At 71.0% G+C, this 24,538-nt stretch carries 21 protein-coding genes; 12 read left to right on the forward strand and 9 right to left on the reverse strand.

The genetic code is table 11. From position 1 onward, the window contains the following. Nucleotides 1-115: 115 nt before the first annotated feature. Nucleotides 116-1,345: a sarcosine oxidase subunit beta family protein gene (locus QFW96_RS15770; protein ID WP_281456401.1), complete on the reverse strand. Its 1,230-nt coding sequence runs from the start codon at nt 1,343-1,345 to the stop codon at nt 116-118. A 410-nt stretch (nt 1,346-1,755) separates the two neighbouring features. Between QFW96_RS15770 and QFW96_RS15775 the strand changes: the two genes are divergently transcribed. From QFW96_RS15775 to QFW96_RS15790, 4 genes are all read left to right on the forward strand, one after another. Further along, entirely contained in the window at nt 1,756-4,221 is a 2,466-nt protein-coding gene (locus tag QFW96_RS15775) for a GcvT family protein (RefSeq protein ID WP_281456402.1), read from the forward strand. A 111-nt stretch (nt 4,222-4,332) separates the two neighbouring features. Continuing rightward, on the forward strand, nt 4,333-5,688 hold the full coding sequence (locus QFW96_RS15780; protein ID WP_281456403.1) for an L-serine ammonia-lyase: 1,356 nt from the start codon (nt 4,333-4,335) through the stop codon (nt 5,686-5,688). A gap of 10 nt (nt 5,689-5,698) precedes the next feature. Beyond that, a complete protein-coding gene (gene purU, locus QFW96_RS15785) occupies nt 5,699-6,532 on the forward strand; it encodes a formyltetrahydrofolate deformylase (protein WP_281456404.1) in 834 nt (277 codons plus the stop codon). 43 nt (nt 6,533-6,575) lie between these two features. Then, the gene (locus QFW96_RS15790; protein ID WP_281456405.1) at nt 6,576-7,739 is read left to right on the forward strand and encodes an aromatic ring-hydroxylating oxygenase subunit alpha; all 1,164 of its coding nucleotides are present in this window, start codon (nt 6,576-6,578) and stop codon (nt 7,737-7,739) included. A 58-nt stretch (nt 7,740-7,797) separates the two neighbouring features. Here the strand turns inward: QFW96_RS15790 and QFW96_RS15795 are convergent, their stop codons facing one another. Further along, on the reverse strand, nt 7,798-9,228 hold the full coding sequence (locus QFW96_RS15795; RefSeq protein WP_281456406.1) for an MFS transporter: 1,431 nt from the start codon (nt 9,226-9,228) through the stop codon (nt 7,798-7,800). A gap of 328 nt (nt 9,229-9,556) precedes the next feature. Between QFW96_RS15795 and QFW96_RS15800 the strand changes: the two genes are divergently transcribed. Together QFW96_RS15800 and QFW96_RS15805 are read left to right on the forward strand one after the other, a co-directional pair. Beyond that, nucleotides 9,557-9,904, forward strand: coding sequence for a bifunctional 3-phenylpropionate/cinnamic acid dioxygenase ferredoxin subunit (locus QFW96_RS15800; protein WP_281456407.1), 348 nt, complete (start codon nt 9,557-9,559; stop codon nt 9,902-9,904). After that, nucleotides 9,904-11,067, forward strand: coding sequence for an NAD(P)/FAD-dependent oxidoreductase (locus QFW96_RS15805; RefSeq protein ID WP_281456408.1), 1,164 nt, complete (start codon nt 9,904-9,906; stop codon nt 11,065-11,067). The genes QFW96_RS15800 and QFW96_RS15805 overlap by 1 nt, the downstream gene beginning before the upstream one ends. A gap of 87 nt (nt 11,068-11,154) precedes the next feature. Here QFW96_RS15805 and QFW96_RS15810 read toward each other — a convergent pair whose 3' ends face one another. After that, the gene (locus QFW96_RS15810) at nt 11,155-11,814 is read right to left on the reverse strand and encodes a GntR family transcriptional regulator (protein ID WP_281456409.1); all 660 of its coding nucleotides are present in this window, start codon (nt 11,812-11,814) and stop codon (nt 11,155-11,157) included. Nucleotides 11,815-11,985: 171 nt separating this feature from the next. Next, nucleotides 11,986-12,579, reverse strand: coding sequence for a TetR family transcriptional regulator (locus QFW96_RS15815; RefSeq protein WP_281456410.1), 594 nt, complete (start codon nt 12,577-12,579; stop codon nt 11,986-11,988). Nucleotides 12,580-12,695: 116 nt separating this feature from the next. On the opposite strand from QFW96_RS15815, the gene QFW96_RS15820 reads away from it, so the two are divergent. Then, on the forward strand, nt 12,696-13,883 hold the full coding sequence (locus QFW96_RS15820; RefSeq protein WP_281456411.1) for an NADH:flavin oxidoreductase: 1,188 nt from the start codon (nt 12,696-12,698) through the stop codon (nt 13,881-13,883). Nucleotides 13,884-13,893: 10 nt separating this feature from the next. Here QFW96_RS15820 and QFW96_RS15825 read toward each other — a convergent pair whose 3' ends face one another. After that, nucleotides 13,894-14,694: a crotonase/enoyl-CoA hydratase family protein gene (locus tag QFW96_RS15825; RefSeq protein ID WP_281456412.1), complete on the reverse strand. Its 801-nt coding sequence runs from the start codon at nt 14,692-14,694 to the stop codon at nt 13,894-13,896. A 144-nt stretch (nt 14,695-14,838) separates the two neighbouring features. Here QFW96_RS15825 and QFW96_RS15830 point away from each other — a divergent pair, with 144 nt between their 5' ends. From QFW96_RS15830 to QFW96_RS15840, 3 genes are read left to right on the forward strand one after another with little or no spacing between them, the layout of a single operon-like run. Then, nucleotides 14,839-15,957: an acyl-CoA dehydrogenase family protein gene (locus QFW96_RS15830; RefSeq protein WP_281456413.1), complete on the forward strand. Its 1,119-nt coding sequence runs from the start codon at nt 14,839-14,841 to the stop codon at nt 15,955-15,957. Next, complete coding sequence (locus QFW96_RS15835; protein WP_281456414.1) at nt 15,957-17,126, forward strand: acyl-CoA dehydrogenase family protein; 1,170 nt, start codon at nt 15,957-15,959, stop codon at nt 17,124-17,126. The genes QFW96_RS15830 and QFW96_RS15835 overlap by 1 nt, the downstream gene beginning before the upstream one ends. Next, entirely contained in the window at nt 17,123-18,316 is a 1,194-nt protein-coding gene (locus QFW96_RS15840) for a CaiB/BaiF CoA transferase family protein (protein ID WP_281456415.1), read from the forward strand. Before QFW96_RS15835 ends, QFW96_RS15840 begins: the two co-directional genes overlap by 4 nt. Here the strand turns inward: QFW96_RS15840 and QFW96_RS15845 are convergent. Continuing rightward, nucleotides 18,303-18,908: a class I SAM-dependent methyltransferase gene (locus QFW96_RS15845; protein ID WP_281456416.1), complete on the reverse strand. Its 606-nt coding sequence runs from the start codon at nt 18,906-18,908 to the stop codon at nt 18,303-18,305. The two genes, QFW96_RS15840 and QFW96_RS15845, sit on opposite strands and share 14 nt — an antisense overlap. A gap of 251 nt (nt 18,909-19,159) precedes the next feature. Beyond that, nucleotides 19,160-19,987 (reverse strand): PaaX family transcriptional regulator, encoded by an 828-nt coding sequence (locus QFW96_RS15850; protein WP_281456417.1) that lies wholly within the window; start codon nt 19,985-19,987, stop codon nt 19,160-19,162. Between the two features lie 195 nt (nt 19,988-20,182). Between QFW96_RS15850 and QFW96_RS15855 the strand changes: the two genes are divergently transcribed. Both QFW96_RS15855 and QFW96_RS15860 read left to right on the forward strand, forming a co-directional pair. Beyond that, nucleotides 20,183-21,484: an MFS transporter gene (locus QFW96_RS15855; protein WP_281456418.1), complete on the forward strand. Its 1,302-nt coding sequence runs from the start codon at nt 20,183-20,185 to the stop codon at nt 21,482-21,484. After that, a complete protein-coding gene (locus QFW96_RS15860; protein WP_281456419.1) occupies nt 21,484-22,986 on the forward strand; it encodes an acyl-CoA synthetase in 1,503 nt (500 codons plus the stop codon). The genes QFW96_RS15855 and QFW96_RS15860 overlap by 1 nt, the downstream gene beginning before the upstream one ends. On the opposite strand, the gene QFW96_RS15865 is transcribed toward QFW96_RS15860, so the two are convergent. Next, entirely contained in the window at nt 22,983-23,849 is an 867-nt protein-coding gene (locus QFW96_RS15865) for a universal stress protein (RefSeq protein WP_281456420.1), read from the reverse strand. The genes QFW96_RS15860 and QFW96_RS15865 overlap by 4 nt on opposite strands. Before the next feature lie 88 nt (nt 23,850-23,937). Beyond that, nucleotides 23,938-24,312: a response regulator transcription factor gene (locus QFW96_RS15870; protein ID WP_281456421.1), complete on the reverse strand. Its 375-nt coding sequence runs from the start codon at nt 24,310-24,312 to the stop codon at nt 23,938-23,940. Between the last annotated feature and the right edge of the window lie 226 nt (nt 24,313-24,538).

Genomic DNA, 24,538 nt, shown 5'->3' on the forward strand with positions numbered 1-24,538 from the left:
GGGAGGACGCCGCGACGCCGTGTATTGGCATACATCAGGAGTGGCGCCCGGACCCGGAGGGCCGCTGAGGTTCCGCTACTTGCACCGCCAAGCAAGATGAGTGTGGAAATAGTGGTCAGTGCGCCACGCCGGCGGCGCCGTGCTCGTCGACGAGGGCGCCGGTGGTGAACCGGTCGAGGCCGAACGGGGCGTTGAGCGGGTGGGGTTCGTCGTGGGCGATGGTGTGGGCGTAGCACCAGCCGACGCCCGGAGTGGCCTTGAAACCGCCTGTGCCCCAACCGCAGTTGATGTAGAGGCCCTCGAACGGGGTGAGACCCATGATCGCCGAGGCGTCCGGGGTCACGTCCACGACACCGGCCCAGGTGCGCAGCACGTGGGCGCGGGCGAACATCGGGAACAGCTCCACGGCGGCGGTCAGCTCGCGCTCGATGGTGTGGAACGAGCCGCGCTGGCCGTAGGAGTTGTAGGAGTCGATGCCGGCGCCGAGGACGAGTTCTCCCTTGTGCGCCTGGGAGACGTAGACGTGCACGGCGTTGGACATGACCACCGTGGGGTGCACGGGTTCGAGCAGTTCGGACACCAGCGCCTGCAGCGGGTGGCTCTGCAGCGGCAGCCGCAACCCGAGCTCGTCGGCCAGCACCGAGGTGTGCCCGGCGGCGGCGAGGGCGACCTTGCCGGTGGCGATGTCGCCGCGCGTGGTCTTCACCCCGACGATCCGGTCGCCGACCCGGTCGAAGCCGGTGACCTGGCAGTTCTGCACCAGGTCGACGCCCATCCGGTCCAGCGCGCGGGCGAACCCCCAGGCGACGTGGTCGTGCTTGGCGATGCCGGCCCGGGGCTGCCAGGTGGCGCCCATGACCGGGTAGCGCAGGTCGGGGGAGGTGTTGAGGATCGGGCAGATCTCGGCGACCTGCTGCGGGTCGAGCCACTCGGCGTCGACGCCGTTGAGCCGGTTGGCGCCGACGCGGCGGACGCTGTCGCGGACCTCCTGCAGGGAGTGGGCGAGGTTGAGCACGCCGCGCTGGGAGAACAGCAGCGGGTAGTCGAGCTCCTCCTCCAGGCCCTCCCAGAGCTTGAGCGCGTGCTCGTAGAGCCCGGCGCTCTCGTCCCAGAGGTAGTTGGAGCGGATGATCGTGGTGTTGCGGGCCATGTTCCCGCCCGCGAGCCACCCGCTCTCCAGCACCGCCATGTTGGTGATGCCGTGGTTGACCGCCAGGTAGTACGCGGTGGCCAGGCCGTGACCCCCACCCCCGACGATCACCACGTCGTAGGACGGTTTCGGATCGGCCGAACCCCAGAGCCAGTCCGGGTGCTCGGGCAGATCGGCACCGGGCGTTCGAGGCATGGGAGCCCTCCGTTCGAGATGCGGTGGAGCGAGTGCTCAACAGGGGGAGAGGCGCTGAAAGCCAACTGACATATCAGATGGACACCAAGGTAACAGCCAGCGCCGCCCGGTCAAGCCCTCGCGTCCATCCGGTCGAAAACCCCGGTTTTCGTGCCGATGAATGTTGCGGTTTTCGGCGGGTCGGGGCGTTCGGTAGCGGGCGCGGGGGAATTTTCGGGTCACGTGTTGACCGCGGGGATGTGGGCGCTTACCTTGATGCGCAGTTGATATATCAGTCCTCTGTCAGGGGTCGCTGATCGCCTTCGCCTCGTTCCGCCGTCCGGCGGAACTCCTTCTCCTGCAACGCTTCTCCGCCTCACCGGAGGCGGAACCTCCAGCTTCAGACTCCGCCGCTCCGTTAGGAGATCAGCATGAGCACGAGTCCTCGCGTCGTCATCATCGGAGCCGGGATCGTCGGTGCGAACCTGGCCGATGAGCTCACCAGCCGCGGGTGGAACCAGGTGACCGTCGTCGACCAGGGCCCGCTGCCGCTCACCGGCGGCTCGACCTCGCACGCGCCCGGGCTCGTCTACCAGACGGGTCCGTCCAAGACGATGACCCAGTTCGCCACCTACACCGTCGAGAAGTTCCTGGAGCTCGACGACGACGGCGACCGCTGCTTCAACCAGGTCGGCGGCCTGGAGATCGCCACCACTCCCGAACGGCTCGCCGACCTGCACCGCAAGCAGGGCTGGGCCACCTCCTGGGGGGTTCCCGGCGAGGTCATCGGGCCCGACGAGTGCGCCAAGCTGCACCCGCTGCTCGACGCCGACAAGGTCCTCGGCGGGTTCCACACGCCCACCGACGGTCTGGCCAAGGCCGCGCGGGCCGTGGTCACGCTGGCCCGTCGGGCGGTCTCGCGCGGGGCGCGGTTCCGGGGCGCGGTGACCGTCACCGGCATCAACCACAGCAACGGCCGGGTGACCGGGGTCGAGACCGACCACGGCGAGATCCCCGCCGACATCGTCGTGTCCTGCGCCGGTTTCTGGGGTCAGGCCATCGGCGAGATGGTCGGCATGACCGTGCCGCTGCTGCCGATGGCCCACCAGTACGCGAAGACCGCGCCGCTGCCCGAGCTCGCCGGCCGCAACGACGAGCGCACCGAGGCCAACCTGCCGATCCTGCGCCACCAGGACCGCGACCTCTACTACCGCGAGCACGTCGACCGCCTCGGCATCGGCACCTACGCCCACCGGCCGATCCCGGTGCGCCTGAGCGACCTGCCGCAGGACGGCGAGACCTCCGAGCGGGCCATGCCGTCGATGCTGGAGTTCACCGAGGAGGACTTCGCACCGTCCTGGGAGCACAGCAAGCGCCTGCTGCCCGCGCTGGAGACCGCCGAGATCGAGACCGGGTTCAACGGCGTCTTCTCCTTCACCCCCGACGGCGGCCCGCTGGTCGGCGAATCGCCCGACGTGCAGGGGTTCTGGATCGCCGAAGCCGTGTGGGTGACGCACTCGGCCGGTGTCGCGCGCTCGGTGGCGCAGCTGCTCGTCGACGGCCGCAGCGAGATCGAGCTGCACGGCTGCGACGTGCACCGGTTCGACGAGATCGAGACGACGCCCGACTACGTCGAGGAGACCTCCTCCCGCAACTTCGTCGAGATCTACGACGTCAAGCACCCGCTGCAGCCGAAGTTCTCGCCGCGCGACCTGCGCGTGAGCCCCTTCCACGCCCGGCAGAAGGAGCTCGGCGCGGTGTTCCTGGAGGCCCACGGCTGGGAGCGCCCGCACTGGTTCGAGGCCAACGCACCGCTGGTCAAGGACCTGCCGATGGAGTGGCAGCCGCCGTCGCGGGACTCCTGGTCGGCGATGTACCACAGCCCCGTCGCCGCGGTGGAGGCGTGGAGGACCCGCACCGCCGTCGCGCTCTACGACATGACCTCGCTCAAGCGCCTGGAGGTCAGCGGCCCCGGGGCGCTGGCGTTCCTGGACCGGATGACCACCAACAAGGTCGACAAGTCGGTCGGGTCGGTGACCTACACGCTCATGCTCGACGAGGCCGGCGGCGTGCGCAGCGACCTCACCGTCGCGCGGCTGGGCGAGCAGCTGTTCCAGATCGGCGCCAACGGCAACATCGACCACGAGTACCTGCGGCGCAACCTGCCCGACGACGGCAGCGTGACGGTCCGCGACATCACCGGCGGCACCTGCTGCATCGGCGCGTGGGGCCCGCTGGCCCGCGACCTGGTGCAGCCGCTGACCGACGCCGACCTGTCGCACGAAGGGCTGAAGTTCTTCCGCTGCAAGCAGATCCGCATCGCCGGGATCCCGGTGACGGCCATGCGCGTGTCCTACGTGGGCGAGCTCGGCTGGGAGCTCTACACCAGCGCCGAGTACGGGCAGCGGCTGTGGGACGTGCTGTTCGAGGCCGGTCGCGACCTCGGGGTCGTGGCGGCCGGGCGCGCGGCCTTCAACAGCCTCCGGCTGGAGAAGGGCTACCGCGCCTGGGGTGCGGACATGACCACCGAGCACGACCCGTACGAGGCCGGGGTCGGCTTCGCCGTGCGGATGAACAAGGGCGACTTCGTCGGCCGCGACGCGCTGGCCGAGATCGACCCGGACGCGGTCGAGCGGCGGTTGACGTGCCTGACCGTCGACGACGGGCGCAGCGTGGTGCTCGGCGCCGAGCCGGTGTTCGTCGACGAGGAACCCGCCGGCTACATCACCTCGGCGGCCTTCTCGCACACCCTGGGCACGCCGATCGCCTACGCGTGGCTGCCCGCCTCGGCGGAGCCCGGAACCCGGGTCGAGATCAAGTACTTCGACCGCATGATCGCCGCGACCGTCGCGGCCGAGCCCCTGGTGGACCCCGAGATGCACCGCATCCGCCGCTGAGTTCCGGGAGCGGGGCGGTTCTTCCTCGAATCACCCATGATCGTGATCCGTTTTGTCCGGTCAATTCGAGGAAGAACCGTCCCCTGCCCCCACCTACCCCCGGGAGCACCCATGACTCTGTCCGTCTTCGACTTGTTCAAGGTCGGCATCGGGCCGTCCAGCTCGCACACCGTCGGGCCCATGCGAGCGGCGTACCTCTTCGTCGAGCACCTGCGCGCCACCGGGACGATGCCCCGGGTCCGGCGGGTGCGGTGCGAGCTGTTCGGCTCGCTCGGCGCCACCGGGCACGGGCACGGCAGCGTCAAGGCCGTGGTGCTCGGGCTGACCGGCGAGCAACCGCACCTGGTCGATCCCGTCGCCGTCGAACCGCACGTCGACGCGGTGCGGGAGGAGCGCCGGATCAGCCTCGGCGGCGAGCACAAGATCGCCTTCGACCTCGACCACGACGTCGTGCTGCACCGCCGCAAGCGGCTCGACTTCCACAGCAACGGCATGACCTTCGAAGCCCTCGACGACGACGGCGCCCGTCTGGTCCACCGCGAGTACTACTCCGTCGGGGGTGGTTTCGTGCTCGACGAGGACGACACCGGACGCCCGGTGCTCGTCGAGGACGCCACCCCCGTCGCCCACCCGTTCGGCACCGGGGCCGAGCTGCTCACCCAGGCGGCCGGCCTCGGCGGACGGATCAGCGACGTCGTGCTGGCCAACGAGGCGTCCTGGCGGCCCGAGGCCGAGACCCGCGCGCACCTGCTGCACATCTGGCAGGTGATGCGCGAGTGCGTCGAGCAGGGCGTGCGCACCGGGGGAGTGCTGCCCGGTGGGCTCAAGGTCCGCCGCCGGGCCCGCGACCTGCGCGCGAGCCTCGACGAGCACGCCGATCCGATGGAGTGGGTGACCCTCTACGCCCTGGCCGTCAACGAGGAGAACGCCGCGGGAGGCCGGGTCGTCACCGCCCCGACCAACGGCGCGGCCGGGATCGTGCCCGCGGTCCTGCACTACGCCCACCGGTTCCTGCCCGGCTTCGACGACGACCACGCGGTCCGCTTCCTGCTCACCGCCGGTGCGGTGGGCGTGCTGTTCAAGGAGAACGCCTCCATCTCCGGCGCCGAGGTCGGCTGCCAGGGAGAGGTCGGCTCGGCCTGCTCGATGGCCGCCGCCGGGCTCGCCGAACTCCTCGGCGGCACCCCCGAGCAGGTGGAGAACGCCGCCGAGATCGGCATCGAGCACAACCTGGGGCTGACCTGCGATCCCGTCGGCGGGCTGGTGCAGATCCCGTGCATCGAGCGCAACGCGGTCGCCGCGATCAAGGCCATCACCGCCGCCCGCATGGCGCTGCGCGGCGACGGCGAGCACCACGTGTCGCTGGACAAGGCCATCAAGACGATGCGCGAGACCGGCGCCGACATGAAGGACAAGTACAAGGAGACCGCGCGCGGCGGACTCGCGCTCAACATCGTGGAATGCTGAGGAGAATCCCGTGACGTTCACCCTCACCCTGAGCTGCCCCAACCGCACCGGCATCGTCCAGGCCGTCAGCTCGTTCCTGTTCACCCACGGCTGCGACATCGGCGAGTACCGGCAGTTCGACGACCCGGTGCGCGGCCGCCTGTTCCTGCGCGTGCAGGCCACCGGCGAGGACACCGACCACCTGTCTCGCGAGTTCGCCTCGGTGGCAACCGATTTCGAGATGGACTACGCCTTCCACCCGGACCGCCCCGCGCGCGTGCTGGTGATGGTCTCCAAGCTCGGCCACTGCCTCAACGACCTGATCTACCGCTGGCGGGCGGGCGCGCTGGGCGCCGAGATCGTCGCCGTGGTCTCCAACCACGAGGACCTGCGGCCGATGGCCGAGGCCGCGGGCCTGCCGTTCCACCACGTGCCGGTCACCGCGGAGACCAAGCCGGAGGCCGAGGCGCAGCTGCTGCGGCTGGTCGACGACCACGCCGCGGACCTGGTCGTGCTCGCCCGCTACATGCAGGTGCTCTCCGACCAGACCTGCAAGGCGCTGCACGGCCGGGCGATCAACATCCACCACTCGTTCCTGCCCGGTTTCAAGGGCGCCAAGCCCTACCACCAGGCCTACGACCGGGGCGTCAAGCTCGTCGGCGCCACCGCCCACTACGTCACCCCCGACCTGGACGAGGGGCCGATCATCGAGCAGGAGGTCATCCGGATCGACCACACCCACGACCCCAAGGCCCTGCAGACCGTCGGTCGCGACGCCGAAGCGCTCGCCCTGTCGCGGGCGGTGCGCTGGTACTGCGAGCACCGCGTGCTGCTCAACGGCACCAGCACCGTCGTCTTCCCCTGAAACCGCTTCCTGCGCCCCTGAACCCCTGCGCCGAGGAGAAACGATGACCACCGGTGAGCTCCCGACCACCGACCTGTCCGAGCCCGAGCTGACCCAGAACGCCCTGCCCGAGAGCCTGCGCGAGACGCTGCCCGGGCACTACTACACCGACGAGGGGATCTTCCGCCTGGAGCAGGCGACGATCTTCGAGACCGGCTGGTTCTGCGCGGTTCTCAGCGCCGACCTCGACAAGCCCGGCAAGTTCGAGACCGTCCAGATCGGCCGCGAGAGCGTGCTGGTCACCCGCAACCGCTCCGGCGAGATCCGCGCGCACCTCAACGTGTGCCGGCATCGCGGCGCGCGGCTGTGCACCGAGGAGTCCGGCGAGGCGCGCCGCTCCTTCCAGTGCCCGTACCACGCCTGGACCTACTCCTTCGACGGCGACCTGATCGCCGCGCCGAACCTCAACGCGATGGACGACGTGGACCGCACCCAGTACGGCCTGCACCGCGTCCACGTGCGCGAATGGCTCGGCTACGTGTGGCTGTGCCTGGCCGAGGAGCCGCCGTCGTTCGAGGACACCGTCATCGGCGACGTCACCGAGCGGCTCGGCACCCCGGACGCGATCGTGGGCTACCAGGTCGCGGACCTGAAGCTGGGCAGGCGCATCGAGTACGACGTGAAGGCGAACTGGAAGCAGATCGTCGAGAACTTCATGGAGTGCTACCACTGCGCGACGATCCACCCGGAGCTCACCGAGGTGCTGCCGGAGTTCGCCGACGGGCTGGCCGCGCAGTACTTCGTCGGGCACGGCGCCGAGTTCGGCGAGGACGTCGAGGGCTTCACCGTCGACGGCTCGGCCGGTCTGGCCAAGCTGCCGGGCGTGAGCGAGGAGCAGGACCGCCGGTACTACGCGATCACGGTCCGCCCGCAGGTGTTCATCAACCTGGTTCCCGACCACGTGGTGTTCCACCGCATGTTCCCGCTCGCCCCCGACCGGACGCTGGTGCGCTGCGACTGGCTGTACCTGCCGGAGGTGGTCGATTCGGGCGCCGACATCGACCGCTCGGTGGAGCTGTTCCACCGCGTCAACCAGCAGGACTTCGACGCCTGCGAGCGCTGCCAGCTGGCGATGGACTCCCGCTCCTACGCCTCCGGCGGCGTGCTGGTGCCCAGCGAGCACCACATCGCCGAGTTCCACGACTGGGTCCGCGAGCGCACCGGCTGACCGCACCCACGACGAGGGCCCCGCACCTGATCCAGGTGCGGGGCCCTCGTTCTCGTGCTCAGCGGGGGAGTTCCAGCGGCACGCCGTCGTCGGACAGCGGGGGAGGCGGCAGCTCGGCGCTGGAGGTCAGCGGGGCGGCCCCGTCCAGGGGCTTGCCGGCGTGCTCGCGCAGGAAGTGCGTGGCGGCGATGCCGATGACCCCGGCGCCGATGAGGTAGTAGCCGGGCCAGTCCAGGTTGCCGGTCGCCGTCACCGCGGCCTCGATGATGGTCGGCGCGGTACCGGCGAACAGCGACACCGAGAGGTTGAAGATCACCGCGAGGCTGCTGTATCGGATCATCGTCGGGAACAGCGCGGGCAGCGTGGACGGCGAGACGGCCGCGAAGCACATCAGGCACAGACCGATGATGAGCAGCCCCAGCAGCTGGCCCGCCGCGCCCTCGCGCAGCAGCCACACCGCGGGCAGTCCCAGCAGCACCAGTCCGACGCTGCCGGTCATGAGCACGGGTTTGCGGCCGATGCGGTCGCTGAGCCTGCCCACGCCGACGATGGCGCACAGCATCACCAGCATGACCGCGACCTGCATCCCGGTGGCCACGGCGCCGGACGTGGCGACCTCGCCGTGCCGCTGCAGGGTGCTGGTCAGGTAGGTCGGCGCGTAGTTGGTGAGCACGTAGTTGGTGACGTTCCAGGCCACGACGATCCCGGCCGCGACCAGCGCGGGCGTGCGGTAGTGGCGGCGCACGATCTGCACGGCGCGTCGCGTCGACATCGTGGCCAGCACGGGGGAGCGCTCCATGAGCTGCCGGAACGCCGGGGTGTCCTCCAACCGGATCCGCAGGTAGAGCCCCACGATCCCCAGCGGCAGGGCCAGCATGAACGGGATCCGCCAGCCCCAGGCGAGGAGGTCGGAGGTGGGCAGCAGCGCGATGACGGCCCCGCAGGTGCCCGCGCCGAGGGCGTAGCCGGTGAGCGTGCTGAACTCCAGCCAGCTGCCGAAGAACCCGCGCCGCCGGTCCGGCGCGTACTCGGCGATGAGCGTCAGCGCGCCGGTGTACTCGCCGCCGGCGGAGAAGCCCTGCAGCATCCGCACGAGCAGCACCAGCAGCGGGGCCAGCAGCCCGATGGCGCCGTGGCCGGGGACGAGGCCGAGCAGCACGGTGGCACCGGCCATCATGAGCACGGTCGCCGAGAGCACCTTGGTGCGCCCGTAGCGGTCGCCGAGACGTCCGAAGACGAACCCGCCGAGCGGGCGCATCACGAACGCGGCGGCGAAGGCGCCGAGCGTGTAGACCGCGGACCACGGGCCGAAGGCGGGGAAGAACACCTGGTCGAGCACTCCGGCCGCCAGGTAGGAGTAGATGCCGAAGTCGTACCACTCGGCGACGTTGCCCACGGAGGCCGCTGCGACCGCCCGGTGGACCGTGCGTTCCTCTTGCACGACAGGCGGTCTCAGGCCTCGCCGAGGCCGTCTGGGGCGATCGGTCATGGGGCTCTCCCGGGTGCGACGCAGCGCTGGGGGCCGCGAGTCCTCGTGGCGGCGTCGCGGTTGTGACCGCGATCGACTACTGATATATCTGTTGGCGAGAAGGTAAACCCTCGGCATCGCCGAATCAAGGCCTCAACCCCTCCGCTGGTCCGTACCCGGGGTCGCGACGCTGTTGTCCGCGGTCCCGCGATGAGGTGTGCCCATCGGCTTCCACCTGGGAAAACCGCATGTTTCCGTCCGGATTTCCCCATTGACGAGCGGGCCGCGGACCCCCATCCTGTTGTTGCGCATAGCACGCGGTGTTCCGCTATCTGCAACAGGAGGCGTCATGATCTTGGTTGGTGAGCTGGTCGACCTGCCGCCGGGGGAGTCGGTTCGCGTGCACGGCGACGTGGCGATCGCGGTGTTCAACGTCGACGGCGAGCTCTACGCCATCGACGACACCTGCTCGCACCAGGACGCGTCGTTGTCCGACGGCTGGCTCGAAGGCTGCGCCGTCGAATGTCCGCTGCACGCGGCCTGTTTCGACCTCAAGACCGGTATGCCCAGCGGTCCGCCCGCCAAGAAGCCCGTCCGCACGCACGCGGTGACCGTCGAGGACGGCGTCATCTACGTCCACGAGACCACGCGCGTCGAGGCTCCCGCCCAGGGGGCGCCCGCGGAGGAGGTCGTCTGATGCGGCACATCACCGTGGTCGGCGCCTCGCTGGCCGGTCTGTCGGCGATCCGCGCGCTGCGCGAGCAGGGCTTCGACGGCCGGATCACGGCCGTCGGCGACGAGGTGCACGCACCCTACGACCGCCCGCCGCTGTCCAAGGAGTTCCTCGCCGGGACCGCGAGCGAGGACGACATCCGGCTCACCGACTCCGACGACGACGCGCTGGAGGTGGACTGGCGGCTCGGGCACCTCGCAAGCGAGCTGGACACCACCGATCGCGCCGTCGTGCTGTCCGACGGCACCCGCATCGGCACCGACGGCGTCGTGCTGGCCACCGGCGCGCGGGCGCGCTCCCTGCCCGGCGGCGACCTGGCCGGGGTGCACGTGCTGCGCAGCCTCGACGACGCGCTCGCGCTGCGCGCCGAGCTGGTTCCCGGGGCGCGCGTGGTGATCGTCGGCGCCGGCTTCATCGGGGCCGAGGTCGCCTCGACCGCCGTCGGTCTCGGCTGCGAGGTCGACGTCGTCGACAACGGGCCGGTGCCGCTGCGGCGCGCGCTCGGTCCCGAGATGGGCGAGATCTGCGGACGCCTGCACGCCCGCAACGGCGTCCGGGTGCACCCGCTGGCGGGCATCGCCGAGCTGATCGGCGAGTCGCGGGTGAGCGGCGTGAAGCTCACCGACGGGCGCGAGCTGCCCGCCGACGTCGTCGTGGTCGGCATCGGCGCGGAACCCAACACCGAGTGGCTGGCCGGGTCGGGGCTCGACGTCGACCACGGCGTGCGCACCGACGCCGACGGCCGGACCGCGCTGCCGGAGGTCGTGGCGGCGGGCGACTGCGCCCACTCCTACCGCGACTACACCGCGCGCCCGATGCGGCTGGAGCACTGGACCAACGCCTTGCAGCAACCCGCTGCGGCGGCCGCGGCGCTGCTCGGCCGGGAGCACTCCGCGCCCGCGCACCACGCGGTGCCCTACTTCTGGTCCGATCAGTACGGGCACAAGATCCAGTTCGCCGGTCACCGCACCGACGACTGCACGGTCCAGATCGAGGAGGGCGACCCGGAGTCCGGCGACTTCCTGGCCCTCTACCTCGACGCCGCCGAAGAACCCGTCGGCGTCCTCGCGGTGGATCGGGCCCGCCCCTTCGGACAATGGCGCCGCAAGCTGGCGAAGCGCTTGTAGGAGGTCGCCGGGGGTGCGGCGGTAGCCGCTGCTTCAGGTGTGGGACTCAGCCCGCACCCCCGAGGCGCTGTGGTGCTCCGACAGCTCTCAGACCAGGGAGCGCATCGCCTTGTCGAAGTTGAGGACGTGCTCCCTGGCCAGCTGCTCCGCCTTGTCGGGCTTCTCCGAGGCGATGGCGCGCAGCAGGGCCGAGTGCTCCATGACGTGGCTGTCGAAGTCCTGCATGCGGTCGAGGAAGACGCAGAAGATCCGGGTGGCGAGGTTGTCGTAGCGGATCAGGGTGTCCTCGAGGTGCGGGTTGCCGGCCGCGTGGTAGATCGTGCGGTGCACGTGCAGGTCCCAGCGCATGATCTCGTCGCGCTCCATCGACCGGAAGTCCAGGCCGTCGAGGTGGTCGACGAGCTCGCCGATCTCCTCCAGCTCCGCTTCACCGGCGACCTCGGCGGCCCGTCGCGCGGCCAGCGGCTCCAGGTTCATCCGGATGTCGGAGATGTAGGCGAGGTCGGTGATGTCCACGGCCGTGGCGAACGTGCCGCGACGCGGGTAGGACACGACCAGCCGGTCGATCTCCAGCCGCTTGAGCGCCTCGCGCACGGGCGTGCGGCCGATGTCGAGCGAGCGGGCCAGCGCCGCGTCGTCGATGGCGGTCATCGGTGGGATGTCCAGCATGATCAGCCGGTCCCGGATCGCCAGGTAGGCCTTCTCGGCCATGGACAGGGCCGGGTGCTCCTCGCTCGCAGTCATCATCGCCTCGACCTCAACAGAACGCAGTTCTGGCGCATCGAAATTCTGGTACATCAGTAGTATAGCAGAAAGCGGGATCGGTTCATTCAAATGATTTGGATCGTGCGGTGAAATCATTTTGAATTGTGATTTTACGGTGCTCGACACCGCGATTCGGCGATTCCCGCGAGGTCGTCAGGCACCCCGGATGGACAGCCAGCCGAGGGCCTCCTCGGCCGCCGTGGCGGCGCGGTCGTGGGAGGCGGTCTCGCTCCAGGCGACGAGGGCCGCGAAGGTCGCGGCCTGGTAGCCGCTGGCCAGGGCCGTGGCCGCGGCAGGGGTGATGCCCGGGACGCGGCGGGCGATGAAATCGGCGAGTTCGTCGATCCACGGCCGGTAGGCGGTGGGGGCGGTGCCGGCGAGCTCGGGTTCGGTGCACACCAGGCGGATCCAGTCCGGGCCGGCCGGGGACATCGGATCGTCCGACATGGACGCGACGACCCCGCGGCGGACGGCCTCGTCGACCGGGACGTCCTCGGGCATCTCCGCCAGCGCCTCGCGCAGTCGTCGGGTGGCGGCCGGCACGCCGACCCAGGCGATGTCGGACTTGCGCGCGAAGTGGCGGACCAGCGTGCGGACGCTGACGCCGGTGGCCTCGGAGATCTCCTTCCACCCGACGGCGGCGTAGCCGCGTCGGCTCCAGAGGCGGAACGTGGCGGTGGCGATGGCGGCGCGGTCGAGCACGGTCGGGCGCCCGCGCTGCGGCGCGGAGGCGTCGCTGTGGGTCACGCGCCCGAGCCTAGTCGATCCCGGTGCTGGTCAACCGCTCTGGCCGACAAATTTTGGCCAAGTGCGCCAAAACTCTGGTAGCGTCAGCCCGCGCAACGCCGCGGGAGGAGAATGCGATGCGCGACAAGGCCGTTCCCGACGTCCTCGCCCCTGCGAAGCTCGGCCCGGTGCGGCTGCGCAACCGGATCCTCAAGGCCGCGACCTACGAGAAGCGCGCGCGGCGGGGCCTGGTCACCGACGAGCTCATCGACTTCCACGTCCGGCACGCCGCCGGGGGAGTCGGCATGACCACCGTCGCCTACTGCGCCGTGGCGCCCGAGGGACGCACCGACGGCCACCAGATCGTGTGGCGCGACGAGGCGGTCCCGGGGCTGCGGCGGCTGACCGAGGCCGTGCACGCCGAGGGCGCGGCGATCTCCGCGCAGGTCGGCCACGCCGGTCCGGTCGCGGACCCGACCAAGACCAAGCTGCCCGCGCTCGGCCCGAGCCGGTCGCTGAGCCTGCAATCGCTGCGGCAGGTCAAACCGGCCACCCTCGCCGACATCGACCGGGTCGTGCGCGCGCACGGCGAGGCCGCGAAGATGGCGGTGGCAACGGGTTTCGACGCGGTGGAAGTCCACTTGGGACACAACTACCTCACCAGCTCGTTCCTGAGCCCGAAGCTCAACAAGCGCACCGACGACTACGGCGGTGACCTCGCCAACCGCGCCCGGCTCGCGCTGCGGGTCATGCGCGCGGTGCGGGAGGCCGTGGGGGACCGGATCGCGATCCTGGCCAAGCTCAACATGGATGACGGTGTGCCGGGCGGGTTCTGGCTCGACGAGGCGATCACCGTCGCGCAGTGGCTGGAGGCCGAGGGCACGGTCGACGCACTGGAGATGACCGCCGGCAGTTCCCTGCTCAACCCGATGTACCTGTTCAAGGGCGACGCCCCGGTCCGCGAGTTCGCCGAGGTGATGCGCGAACCGATCCGCACCGGCGTCAAGCTCGTCGGCAGCAGGTTCCTCCGCGAATACCCCTACCAGGACGGCTATCTCCTCGACGACGCCCGCCAGATCCGCGCCGCCGTCGACCTCCCGATGGTCCTCCTCGGCGGGGTCACGAACCGGCAGGTCATGGACACGGCCATGCACGAGGGCTTCGAGTTCGTGGCGATGGCCCGGGCGCTCCTCCGAGAGCCCGACCTCGTCAACCGCATCGCCGCCGACTCCTCGACCCGCTCCCTCTGCAACCACAACAACCGCTGCATGGTCACCATCTTCACCGGCTCCCGCTGCGTCCTGGCCCCGGAAACCCCGTCCTGAAACCGGGGTTTCAGCGGCCTCGGTAGGTCGCGGAGCGCTTGTTCAGGACGGCGTCCATGGCTTCGGCGTGGTCCTCGGTGTGGTGGGAGAGGGCCTGCATGGTGGCGGAGAGTTCGAGGACGTGGCGGAGGTCGTTGGTGCGGGACTCCTTCAGGAGGCGCTTGGCCATGCGGGTGGCGTGAGGCGGGTTCTTGGCGACTCGGGCCGCGAGGGCGCGGGCTTCGTCGAGGAGGTCCTCGGGTTCGGTGACGTGGGCGACCATGCCCCAGTCCAGGGCCTTCCGGGCGTCGACCCGGTCTCCGGTGAGGGCCATCTCGGCCGCCTTCTGCGGGCCGATGGCCTGGGTGAGGAACCAGGCGCCGCCGTCGCCGGGGATGATGCCGAGCTGGACGAAGGACTCGGCGAACCAGGCGTTGGCGGAGGCCACGCGCAGGTCGCACATCATGGCCAGGTCGCATCCGGCGCCGACGGCGGGGCCGTTGACCGCGGCGACCATCGGGACCTCGCACTCGGACAGGGCCAGCGGGATGCGCTGGATGCCGTCGCGGTAGCCGTTGCGCATCTCCCACGGGCTGCCGCTGAACATCCCGGCCTTCTCCCGCATGTCGTTGACGTTGCCGCCCGCGGAGAACGCCTTGCCCGCGCCGGTGAGCACCACGCACCGCACGTCGAGGTCCTGCTGGACGCGGCGGGCGTGGGTCTCGAACGCCTCGATCACGTCCGCGCCGGAGATCGGGTTGCGCTGGTCGGGCAGGTTGATCGTCCAGGTCTCCACGTGATCGGCGCGCTCGACCAGCAGCACATCGGACATGAGTGGCATTCCTCCCAGCGTGCGGGCACGGTTCGGCGACACCCTACGTGCGCGGACGCGTCCCGGTCATCAGGAAGGTCCGTTGACCGGGAACGTGCGTACCGGTTACGTGGGAGGCACCCGTCGGAAGCACAGGAGTGATCGATGCCGTCGCTGATGCCGCCACCGGTCCAGGAGGACGCCGCACTGCTGTCGTTGCGCAGGCAGGTGCGGGAGTTCCTCGCCGAGCAGGTCACCTCGGGCGGCTTCACGCCGACCGTCGACAGCTGGCTCAGCGGCTGGGACCTGGAGTTCACCCGCGCGCTGGCCCGGCGCGGCTGGCTCGGGATGACGGTGCCGGTCGAGTACGGCGGGCACGGCCGCACGTTCCTGGAGCGGTTCGTGGTCACCGAGGAGCTGCTCGCCGCAGGGGCGCCGGTCGCCGCGCACTGGATCGCGGATCGGCAGGTCGCGCCGAACCTGCTGCGCTTCGGCAGCGAGGACCTCAAGCGCACCTACCTGCCGCGCATCGTGGCTGGTGAGGCGTTCTTCGCGATCGGGATGAGCGAACCGGATTCGGGCTCGGACCTGGCCAGCGTCCGCACCCGCGCCGAGCGGGACGACGGCGGGTGGCGGGTGCGCGGCACGAAGCTGTGGACCTCCGGCGCGCACGTCGCCGACGCCTTCATCGTCCTGGTCCGCACCTCGCCGCCGGGCGAGGACCGGCACGGCGGCCTGAGCCAGCTGCTGGTGCGGCTGGACTCGCCGGGGCTGACGGTCCGGCCGGTGATCTCGGCCAACGGCACGCACCACTTCAACGAGGTGCACCTCGACGGCGTGTTCGTCGCCGACGATCACGTGGTCGGCGAGATCGGGGCCGGGTGGCAGCAGGTCACCTCGGAGCTGTCGTTCGAGCGGTCCGGTCCGGAGCGGTTCCTGTCCACCTACCAGCTCGCGAAATCCCTGGTGAACAGCCTGGATCCGGCCGAGGCCGGGCGGATCACCGGCAGGCTCGCCGGGTTGCACCAGATGTCGCTGTCGGTCGCGGCGGCCCTGCAGCGCGGCGAGCGCGCCGACGTGCCCGCCGCGCTGGTGAAGGTGCTCGGCACGACGCTGGAAGGCGACATCGCCGACATCGCCGACCTGGACACGCCGACCGGCGCCGCCGACGACGTCGCCGGACTGACCCGGCGGGCCGTGCAGCAGCGGCCGGGATTCACCTTGCGCGGCGGGACGAACGAGATCCTGCGCGGCGTCATCGCACGCGGATTGGGGATGCGCTGATGAGCACGGACCACGACCTGCGCGAGGTGCTGCGCGACGTCCTCGCGGGCGAGATCACCGAGCGCCTCGACCAGGCCGAGACCGGTGTCGGGTTCGACGCCGAGCTGTGGGCGAAGCTGAGCGACCTCGGCTTCACCGCTCTGACCGCCCCCGAGGACCGCGGAGGTTCCGGCGCCGGGTGGCCGGAGGCCGCCGCGCTGCTGACCGAGAGCGCGGCGGCGGCCCGCCACCTCCCGTTCGCCGAGAGCGACCTGCTCGCCCACTGGCTCCTCCGCACAGCCGGAGTCCCGGCCGCGGACCCGACGACCCCGCTCACCATCGCCCTCGTCGACCCCGACGGAACCGCCCGATCCGTGCCCTGGCTCGGCCACGTCCCCGCAGTCCTCGTCATCCCCCGCCCCGACGGCACGTGGTCCGTCCGACCCCCGGATTACGCCCGCGATCAGCCCCCGGAAAACGCCCGTAATCAGCTCCCGGAAAACTGGAGTAATCGGGTCCCGGAAAACTGGAGTAATCGGGTCCCGGAAAACTGGAGTAATCGGGTGCCGGAAAACTGGAGTAATCGGGTTACCCACTCGGGAGTGCCGCGTGGGGATCTGTTCGGGGTGGAAGCTGTCGACGGGGATGCCGTCGTCGGGGATGCCGTCGTCGGGGGTGAGGTGGTGGATCGGCTGGTGCTGCGGGCGGCTCTGGCCCGGGCCGTGCAGGTGGTGGGGGCGTTGGACCGGGCCGTGGAGCTGTGCGTGGAGCACGCGAGGACCCGGGTGCAGTTCGGGCGGCCGCTGGCGAAGTTCCAGGCGGTGCAGCACCTGGTGGCCGACGCCGCTGCGGAGGCCGCGCTGGCGCGGGCGGCGGTGGACGCCGCCGTGCTCGACGCCGCCGAGACCGACCTGGCCGGTCCGGCGTCGGCGACGAAGGTCGCCGCGGCGCGGTCCTGCGCCGGGCACGCCGCCTCGGTCGTCGTGCGCAACGCCCACCAGGTCCACGGCGCCATCGGCACCACCCGGGAACACCCGTTGCAGCTGGTCACGCTGCCCGCGCTGGACTGGCGCGGCGAGTTCGGCACCACCCGCGACTGGGACCGCTTCCTCGGCAGGAGCGGACCGCTGTGGGACGTGGTTCTCGGCGCCCCCGCAGAGCACCCGCCGATCCCGGGAGGCCACCGATGAGCGGCGACCTGCTCACCGGGGTGCGGGTGCTCGACCTGTCCACGGTGTTCATGGGCCCCTACGCCGCGCAGGTGCTCGCCGAGTGGGGCGCGGACGTGATCAAGGTCGAGTCGCTGCGCGGCGACCAGGTGCGCGGCATCGGCGACGTCACCGGCAACGGCGTCGGTCCGATCTTCGTCAACGCCAACCGGGGCAAGCGCTCGGTGGCGATCGACCTGAAGAGCCCAGAGACCCGCGAGGTGCTGCGCGCCCTGGTGCGCGGCGCCGACGTGCTGCTGCACAACATCCGCCCGCCCGCGGCGGCGCGCCTGGGCCTGACCTGGGATGAGCTGCGCGAGATCAACCCGGGTCTGGTGCTGTGCGCGTTCCGGGGCTACGGGAAGGACGGGCCGCACGCCGACCGGCCCGCCTACGACGACGTGATCCAGGCGGCCTCCGGCATCGCCGCGGCCCAGGGCGCGGCCGGCGGTGAACCCGAGTACTGGCGCTCGGCGGCCTCGGACAAGATCCTCGGCCTCTACGGCGCCGCCGCCACCTGCGCGGCTCTGCGCGCGAAGGAGGCCGACGGCCGGGGGCGCTCGGTGGAGGTGCCGATGTTCGAGGGGATGGCCTCGTTCATGCTCCTGGACCGCCAGGGCGGGTGGCTCATCGACCCGCCGTCGGGCCCCACCGGCTACCCGAGGACCGATTCACCCCACCGCAGGCCGTACGCCACCAAGGACGGGCACCTGGCGGTGATGATGTACGCCGACAAGCACTGGACGGTGTTCTTCGACCTCATCGGCCGCCCGGAGCTGGCCGAGGACCCGCGGTTCCGCGACATCGGCGCGCGCACCAGCCACATCGACGAGCTCTACGCGCTGCTGGCCGAGGAGATGGTCACCCGCACCTCGGCGGAGTGGAGCGAGGCGTTCGAGCGCGCCGACATCCCGCACGGCCCCGTCCACGACGTCGAGGACCTGTTCACCGACCCGCACCTGAGCGCCACCGGCTTCTTCCAGACCGTCGAGCAGCCGGGCGTGGGCCCGGTGCGGCTCGCGCGCAGGCCGGTCGACTTCGGCGAGCCCGCGCCGCCGCCCCGCCCGGCCCCGCTGCTGGGCCAGCACTCCCGGGAAGTGCTGGCGGAGGCCGGGATTCCGGAGGACGACGTGCAGCGGCTGCTCGACTCCGGTGCGCTCAGCCAGCGCTGAGCACGGCGACGAGGAAGTCGGAGTCCTCGCGGAACGGGCGCAGGTCCCAGGTGCTCAGCGCCAGGTCGGTCCGCAGCCCGGCCTTCTCGACGTCGGCGAAGAACTCGTCGGGCTCGTAGCCCCGGCCGGTGCCGAAGCCAACCGCCACCCGGCCCTCGGGGGACAGGTGCTCGCGGAACCGCTTGAGCACCGCGCCGCGGGTGCTGGGCGCGAGGAACGTCATCACGTTCCCGGCGCACACGATCAGGTCGAACGGCTCGGTGATGCCGTGCGCGGCCAGGTCGAGTTCGGCGAGGTCGCCGACGACCCAGCGCGGCCCCGGGTGGTCCTCCTTCGCCGCCTCGATCAGCGCCGGGTCGACGTCGACGCCGACGACGTCGTGTCCCACCGAGGCCAGCCAGCCGCCGACCCGGCCCGGGCCGCACCCGGCGTCGAGGACGCGGGACCCGCGCTCGGCCATCGCGTCGATCATCCGGGCCTCCCCGGCGAGGTCGGTGCCCGCCTCGGCCAGGCCGCGCATCCTGTTGATGTACCAGGAGGAGTGTCCCGGATCCGCGGCCACCTTCTGCATCCAGATGCTCTGCTCGACCATGCCCCCATTGTGCGCTGCGCACGATAAGGCCTGTTGAGCGGTCCTCTTGCTCAGCGGTGCGGGTGGCGGAACCTGAGCGCCTCCGTGGACTCCGTGCGCCGCTCCTTGAGCATGCCAATACGCGGCGTCCCGGCGCACTCGCCACGAAGGCGCTCAGGTTCCCCCAGAGGAGACAACACAGCGGTGCCAGTGTCTCGGGTGGTGGAAGAGGATGCGGCTCCGCCGCATGCCGCAACAGCGCCTCGACGGGCTCAGAGCTCGATCTGGTCGATGGTCCGTTCCGCCAGGTCGGCTGTGGTGGCGTGGTAGTGGTGGGCGAGGTGCCGGAACAGGGTCTCGGCGCGGATGGCGGGCCAGTCGGCGTCGAGCAGGTCGGCGGGCAGGTGCGGGTCCTGGCGGACCAGCTGCAGCCAGTCGGTGTGCAGCACGAGCTGGCGGGCGAGGTCGTCGGGCGCCGAGGGCAGCGGGTCGGGGCTGTCCCACCGGGTGAGGAACGCGCGGTAGCGGGCGGCGATGGCGTCGAGGTCGAAGGCCTTGCGGACGAGGTCGGCCGACTCGGTGGGCTTGCTCTGCTGCGCGGTGAAGGCGGTGACGTTGTCGTTGAGCCCGAGCTCGTCGACGATCGCGGTGACGTCCTGAGCTCCGGGCGCGATCCACAGCCCGTTCTGCAGCAGGCCGAACCCGGCCCAGATCAGCTGGGAGCGCAGGTCGTGCCGGTCGCTGCGCCGGGTGTCGGGCAGCGAGAAGGCCACCAGCGTCCAGGTCCCGTCCCAGTCGCGGTTGACCGCGCCGGTGTCCCAGATCCGCCGCTCGCCGTCTTCGAGGACCTGCTCGGCGTGCTCGGTGAGTCCGAAGTAGACGCGACGGCCCCGCCGGTGGCGGGTGAGCAGGCCGCGGTGGACCATCCGGCTCAGCGTCGAGCGCACCGCCTCCTCGGAGATCTCGATCCGGCCGAAGACGTCGATGATGCTGCCCGAGTACGCGGCCGAGTCGCGCCCGAGCACGTGCAGCCCCAGGAAGCTCAGCATGAGCGACTGCGGTCGGGCCGAGTAGGTCAGCGCGTCGTCGGCGGAGGTCACGATGACCAGCGTAGTCGCTCCAATGTTGGGCACAACGTTGACGGCCGTCACTGCGGCGCCGTACGTTTTGCCGGGTCGGCACGCTCATCCACCGAGGGGCTCTCGATGCAGCCGCACGACCCAGCCGAGTGATCCGGACCGTCTGATGTGGATGGTCATCCTGTTCCGCACCCGCCAACGACGAGGGCGATCGGCATGACAGATTCGGTCACACCCGAGAGGCAGCTCAGACGCGCGGTCGCGTCCAGCTTCCTGGGCAGCGTCATCGAGTACTACGACTTCCTGCTCTACGCCACGGCCTCGGCGGTGGTCTTCAGCCAGGTCTTCTTCAGCAACCTCGACCCGCTGGTGGCCACCGTCGCCAGCTTCGGCACCTTCGCCACCGGCTACCTCGCGCGCCCGCTCGGCGGGCTGGTGTTCGGCCACTTCGGCGACCGGCTCGGCCGCAAGCGGATGCTGGTGCTCACGATGCTGCTCATGGGCATCGCCAGCTCGCTGATCGGCCTGCTGCCCACCTACGAGCAGATCGGCGCGTGGGCGCCGCTGGGACTGGTGCTGCTGCGCGTCGTCCAAGGCGTGGCCGTCGGCGGCGAGTGGGGCGGGGCGGTGCTCATCTCCGCCGAGCACGCGCGTTCGCGGCGCGGGCTGTGGGCGAGCTTCACCAACGCCGGAGCGCCCTGCGGCATGGTGCTGTCCACCGCCGTGCTCACCGGCACCGCCGCCGTCCTCGGCGAGGAGGCGTTCCTCGGGTGGGGTTGGCGCATCCCGTTCCTGCTCAGCGTCGCGCTGCTGGTCCTCGGGCTGTTCGTGCGGCTCAAGGTCGCCGAACCCCGCCTGTTCCGGGAATCCCGGCGCAGCGCGCGGGCACCGCTGGTGGAGGTGCTGCGGAACCGGCCGCGGCAGCTCGCGCTCGGCGTCGGCGTCGGGCTCGCCGCGTTCGTCGCCCAGTCGACGCTGACCACGTTCGTGCTGGCCTACGGCGTGCAGGCGGGGTTCAGCAGGCAGACCGTGCTCAACGCCATCACGCTGTCCTCGGTGACCGCCGTGGTGGGCATCATCGCCTGGTCGGGGCTGTCCGACCGGCTCGGCCGGCGCCCGATCGTGCTGGTAGGGGCGCTGGCGATGGCCACCTACAGCTTCGCGCTGTTCCCGATGGTCGACAGCGGCAGCGCCGCGCTGCTCGTCGTCGCGCTGGTGCTCGGCCAGGGCGTCATCCACCCGATGATGTACGGGCCGCTGGCCGCGCTCTACACGGAGCTGTTCAGCACCGAGAGCCGCTACACCGGCGCGTCGCTGGGCTACCAGCTGGCCGGGCTCGGCGGGGGACTCGCACCGGTGCTGTTCGCGCAGCTGCAGAGCAGCGGAGCCGGGACCACCGCGATCTCGGGCACCATCACCGCGTTCTGCGCGCTGACCGTCGCCTGCGTGCTCGCGCTGCGCGAGACCAGCGGGCAGGTACTCGGCACCCCCGAGGGCGCACGGGAAGGAGCCCGCTGATGCACGACCTCGGCCTGGGCGGCTGGCCCGCCCGGCGAGCCCTGATGACCCCGGACCGCACCGCGTTCGTCTTCGGCGAGGACGCGGTGACCTACGCCGAGTTCGCCGAGCGCACCGCCACCGCCGCCCAGCGGTTGCGCGCCGACGGCGTGGGCCGCGGCGACCGGGTCGCCTACCTGGGGCCCAACCACCTCGCGTTCGTCGAGACGATGTTCGCCGCGCACCGGATCGGCGCGGTGTTCGTCCCGCTGAACTTCCGGCTCGCCGCACCCGAGATCGACTACGTGCTCGCCGATTCCGAGCCCGAGGTGCTGGTCTACGCGCCCGAGTGCGCGGGAACCGTCGGGGCCCTGGAGAACCGCCCGCGCCGGATCGTGGCGCTCACCGACCCGCAGCCGGGCGAGCAGGAGTACGAAACCTGGCTCGCCGCAGCTGGTCCCGATCCGATCGAGGAGCGGGTGGGCTTCGACGAGACCGCGCTGATCCTCTACACCTCCGGCACCACCGGCCGGCCCAAGGGGGCGATGCTCACCCACGGAAACCTGGTGTGGAACACCGTCAACCTGCTGGTCGGCGTCGACGTCGTCAGCGACGACGTCGCGCTGATCACCGCGCCGCTGTTCCACGTGGCCGCCCTCGACCAGACGCTGCTGCCGACGTTCATCAAGGGCGCCTGCTCGGTGATCGCCCCGGGCTGGGACGTCGACGCCTGCTACGACCGCATCGAGCGCAACGGGATCACCTGGATGTTCGGCGTCACCACCATGTTCGCCGAGCTGGCCGCCTCGCCGCGCTGGGCCGAGGCCGACCTGTCGTCGCTGCGGATCGTGATGAGCGGCGGCGCGGCCGTCCCCGAAGCGCTGATCCGCACCTACCAGGAGCGCGGTCTGGTGTTCTGCCAGGGCTACGGCATGACCGAGACCGCGCCGGGCGCCACGTTCCTGGAAGCGGGGGAGAGCGTGCGCAAGGTCGGCTCGGCCGGGGTGCCGGTGTTCTTCACCGGCGTCCGGGTGGTCCGGCCCGACGGCACCGACGCCGATCCGGGGGAGCCGGGGGAGGTGCTCGTCAAGGGCCCCAACGTCAGCCCCGGCTACTGGCGCAACCCCCAGGCCACCGACGCGGCGTTCGAGGACGGCTGGTTCCGCTCCGGCGACCTGGCGTCGTTCGACGACGAGGGCCACCTGCACGTGGTGGACCGGGTCAAGGACATGTTCATCTCCGGCGGGGAGAACGTGTACCCGGCCGAGGTGGAGAACGCCCTGTTCGAACACCCGGCCGTGGCCGAAGCCGCGGTCGTCGGCGTCCCGGACGAGCGATGGGGCGAGGTCGGCCGCGCCTTCGTCGTCTGCCACCCCGGCAGCGCACCGACCGGCGACGAGCTGCGGGAATTCCTGCGCACCCGGCTCGCCCGCTACAAGGTCCCGGTGCACGTCGACCTCGTCGACAGCCTGCCGCGCACCGGCTCCGGCAAGATCCAGAAATCCGAGCTGCGGAAGCGCTAGCCCTGCGGGCGGACGACGAGGACCGTGCACCGCGCGTGGTTCAGCAGCGCTTGGCTGGTGGAGCCCAGGAGCATGCCGAGGAACCCGCCCCGGCCGCGGCTGCCGACCACCAGGAGCTGGGCGCGGGTGCTCCAGTCCAGCAGCGCGTCCCGGGGGCGCTCGTTGGCGGTCACGCGTTCGACCTGCACGTCCGGGTGCTTCTCCTGCAGACCGGCCAGCGCCTCGGCCAGCAGGCGCTCGCTGGTGGCCATCTCCGGTTCGAGGTGGCCCAGCCCGACCTCGCGGATCGAGGGCTCGCGGGAGGCGTGCACCGCCACCAGCCCGACCCCGCGCCACGCCGCCTCGGCGAAGGCCGCGGCCAGCGCCTCCGCGCTGTTGTCGCTGCCGTCGACACCGGCGACCACCGGCCCGTCCGGCGCGGCCGGTTCGCGCACCACCGCCACCGGGCAGGCCGCGTGCGCGGCGGCTGAGGCGGCCGTCGACCCCAGCAGCATGCCGCCGAAACCGCCACGCCCGGACGCGCCGAGAGCGAGCATCCGGGCGTCCTCGGCCATCCGCAGCAGCAGCGCGACCGGCTGCTCCTGCACGTACTCGGTGGTGAACTCCAGCCCGGAGGCGACCGAGTTGACCCGATCTGCGGCGTCGCCCAGCTGGGTGCGCGCCAGCTGGTCGATCTCGGCGAACGCGTCGGGCGGCACCGGCATCCCGGACCCGTAGAAGCCGCGGAAGTAGGGCTCGGTCGAGGTCACCAGGTACAGCGACAGCTTGCGGGCCGAGGCCACCGACGCGGCCCACGCCGCCGCGCTCAGCGCCTGCTCCGATCCGTCGATCCCGACCACGATCGTGTTGCTGAGGTCAGTCATCGTCGCTCCCCTCGATCCGCCCCGAACCGACCATGCCGGACGTGAGCGTTCCGCGCCCGATGACCTCGCTCAACGCGAGCCGCGTTCGCTAGTCGTGGTGCCCTAAGAGCTTGACCACCGCCGAGGTCCGGTCGCTCACGTGCAGCTTCGTGAAGATGTTGCGGAGGTGGTTCTTGACCGTGCGCTCGGAGATGCCGAGCGCACGGCCGATCTGGCGGTTGGACCAGCCGCGAGCCAGGTGGTCGAGGACCTCCTTCTCGCGCTTGGTCAGCGATGAGAGCACTTCGGCGATCGCGTCGTCGGAAGGGTTTTCGTGTTCTTCGTCCGAGATCGCGTTGATGCGCGCCGACGCGAGCTGGCCGACCTGGTTGAGGACCTGGCGCATCGCGCGCGAGTGCTCGACGGCCTCGTGCAGCAACGCGGTGATCGCCCGATCGAGCGCCCGGTCTGAGGAACGGGCCATGAAGCGCCTCCACTCGGGCGGTTCGTTCCGGGCCGCCCGACACCCGTGGATTCCTACTCTTCATTTCGCCACTGCATTTCGCTCTTATTACGACCCAGCCGCCGAATCCCCCGGTAGGGACGGGATATACCCCATGTGGACCAGTGCGAGGAACGTGCTGTGGTCCTCGTGCGCGGCGGTGCGGGTGGCGGAACCCGAGCGCGTTCGCGATCGCCGTGCGCCGCCC

It is taken from the genome of Saccharopolyspora ipomoeae (genome assembly GCF_029952525.1).
GTDB lineage: Bacteria > Actinomycetota > Actinomycetes > Mycobacteriales > Pseudonocardiaceae > Saccharopolyspora > Saccharopolyspora ipomoeae.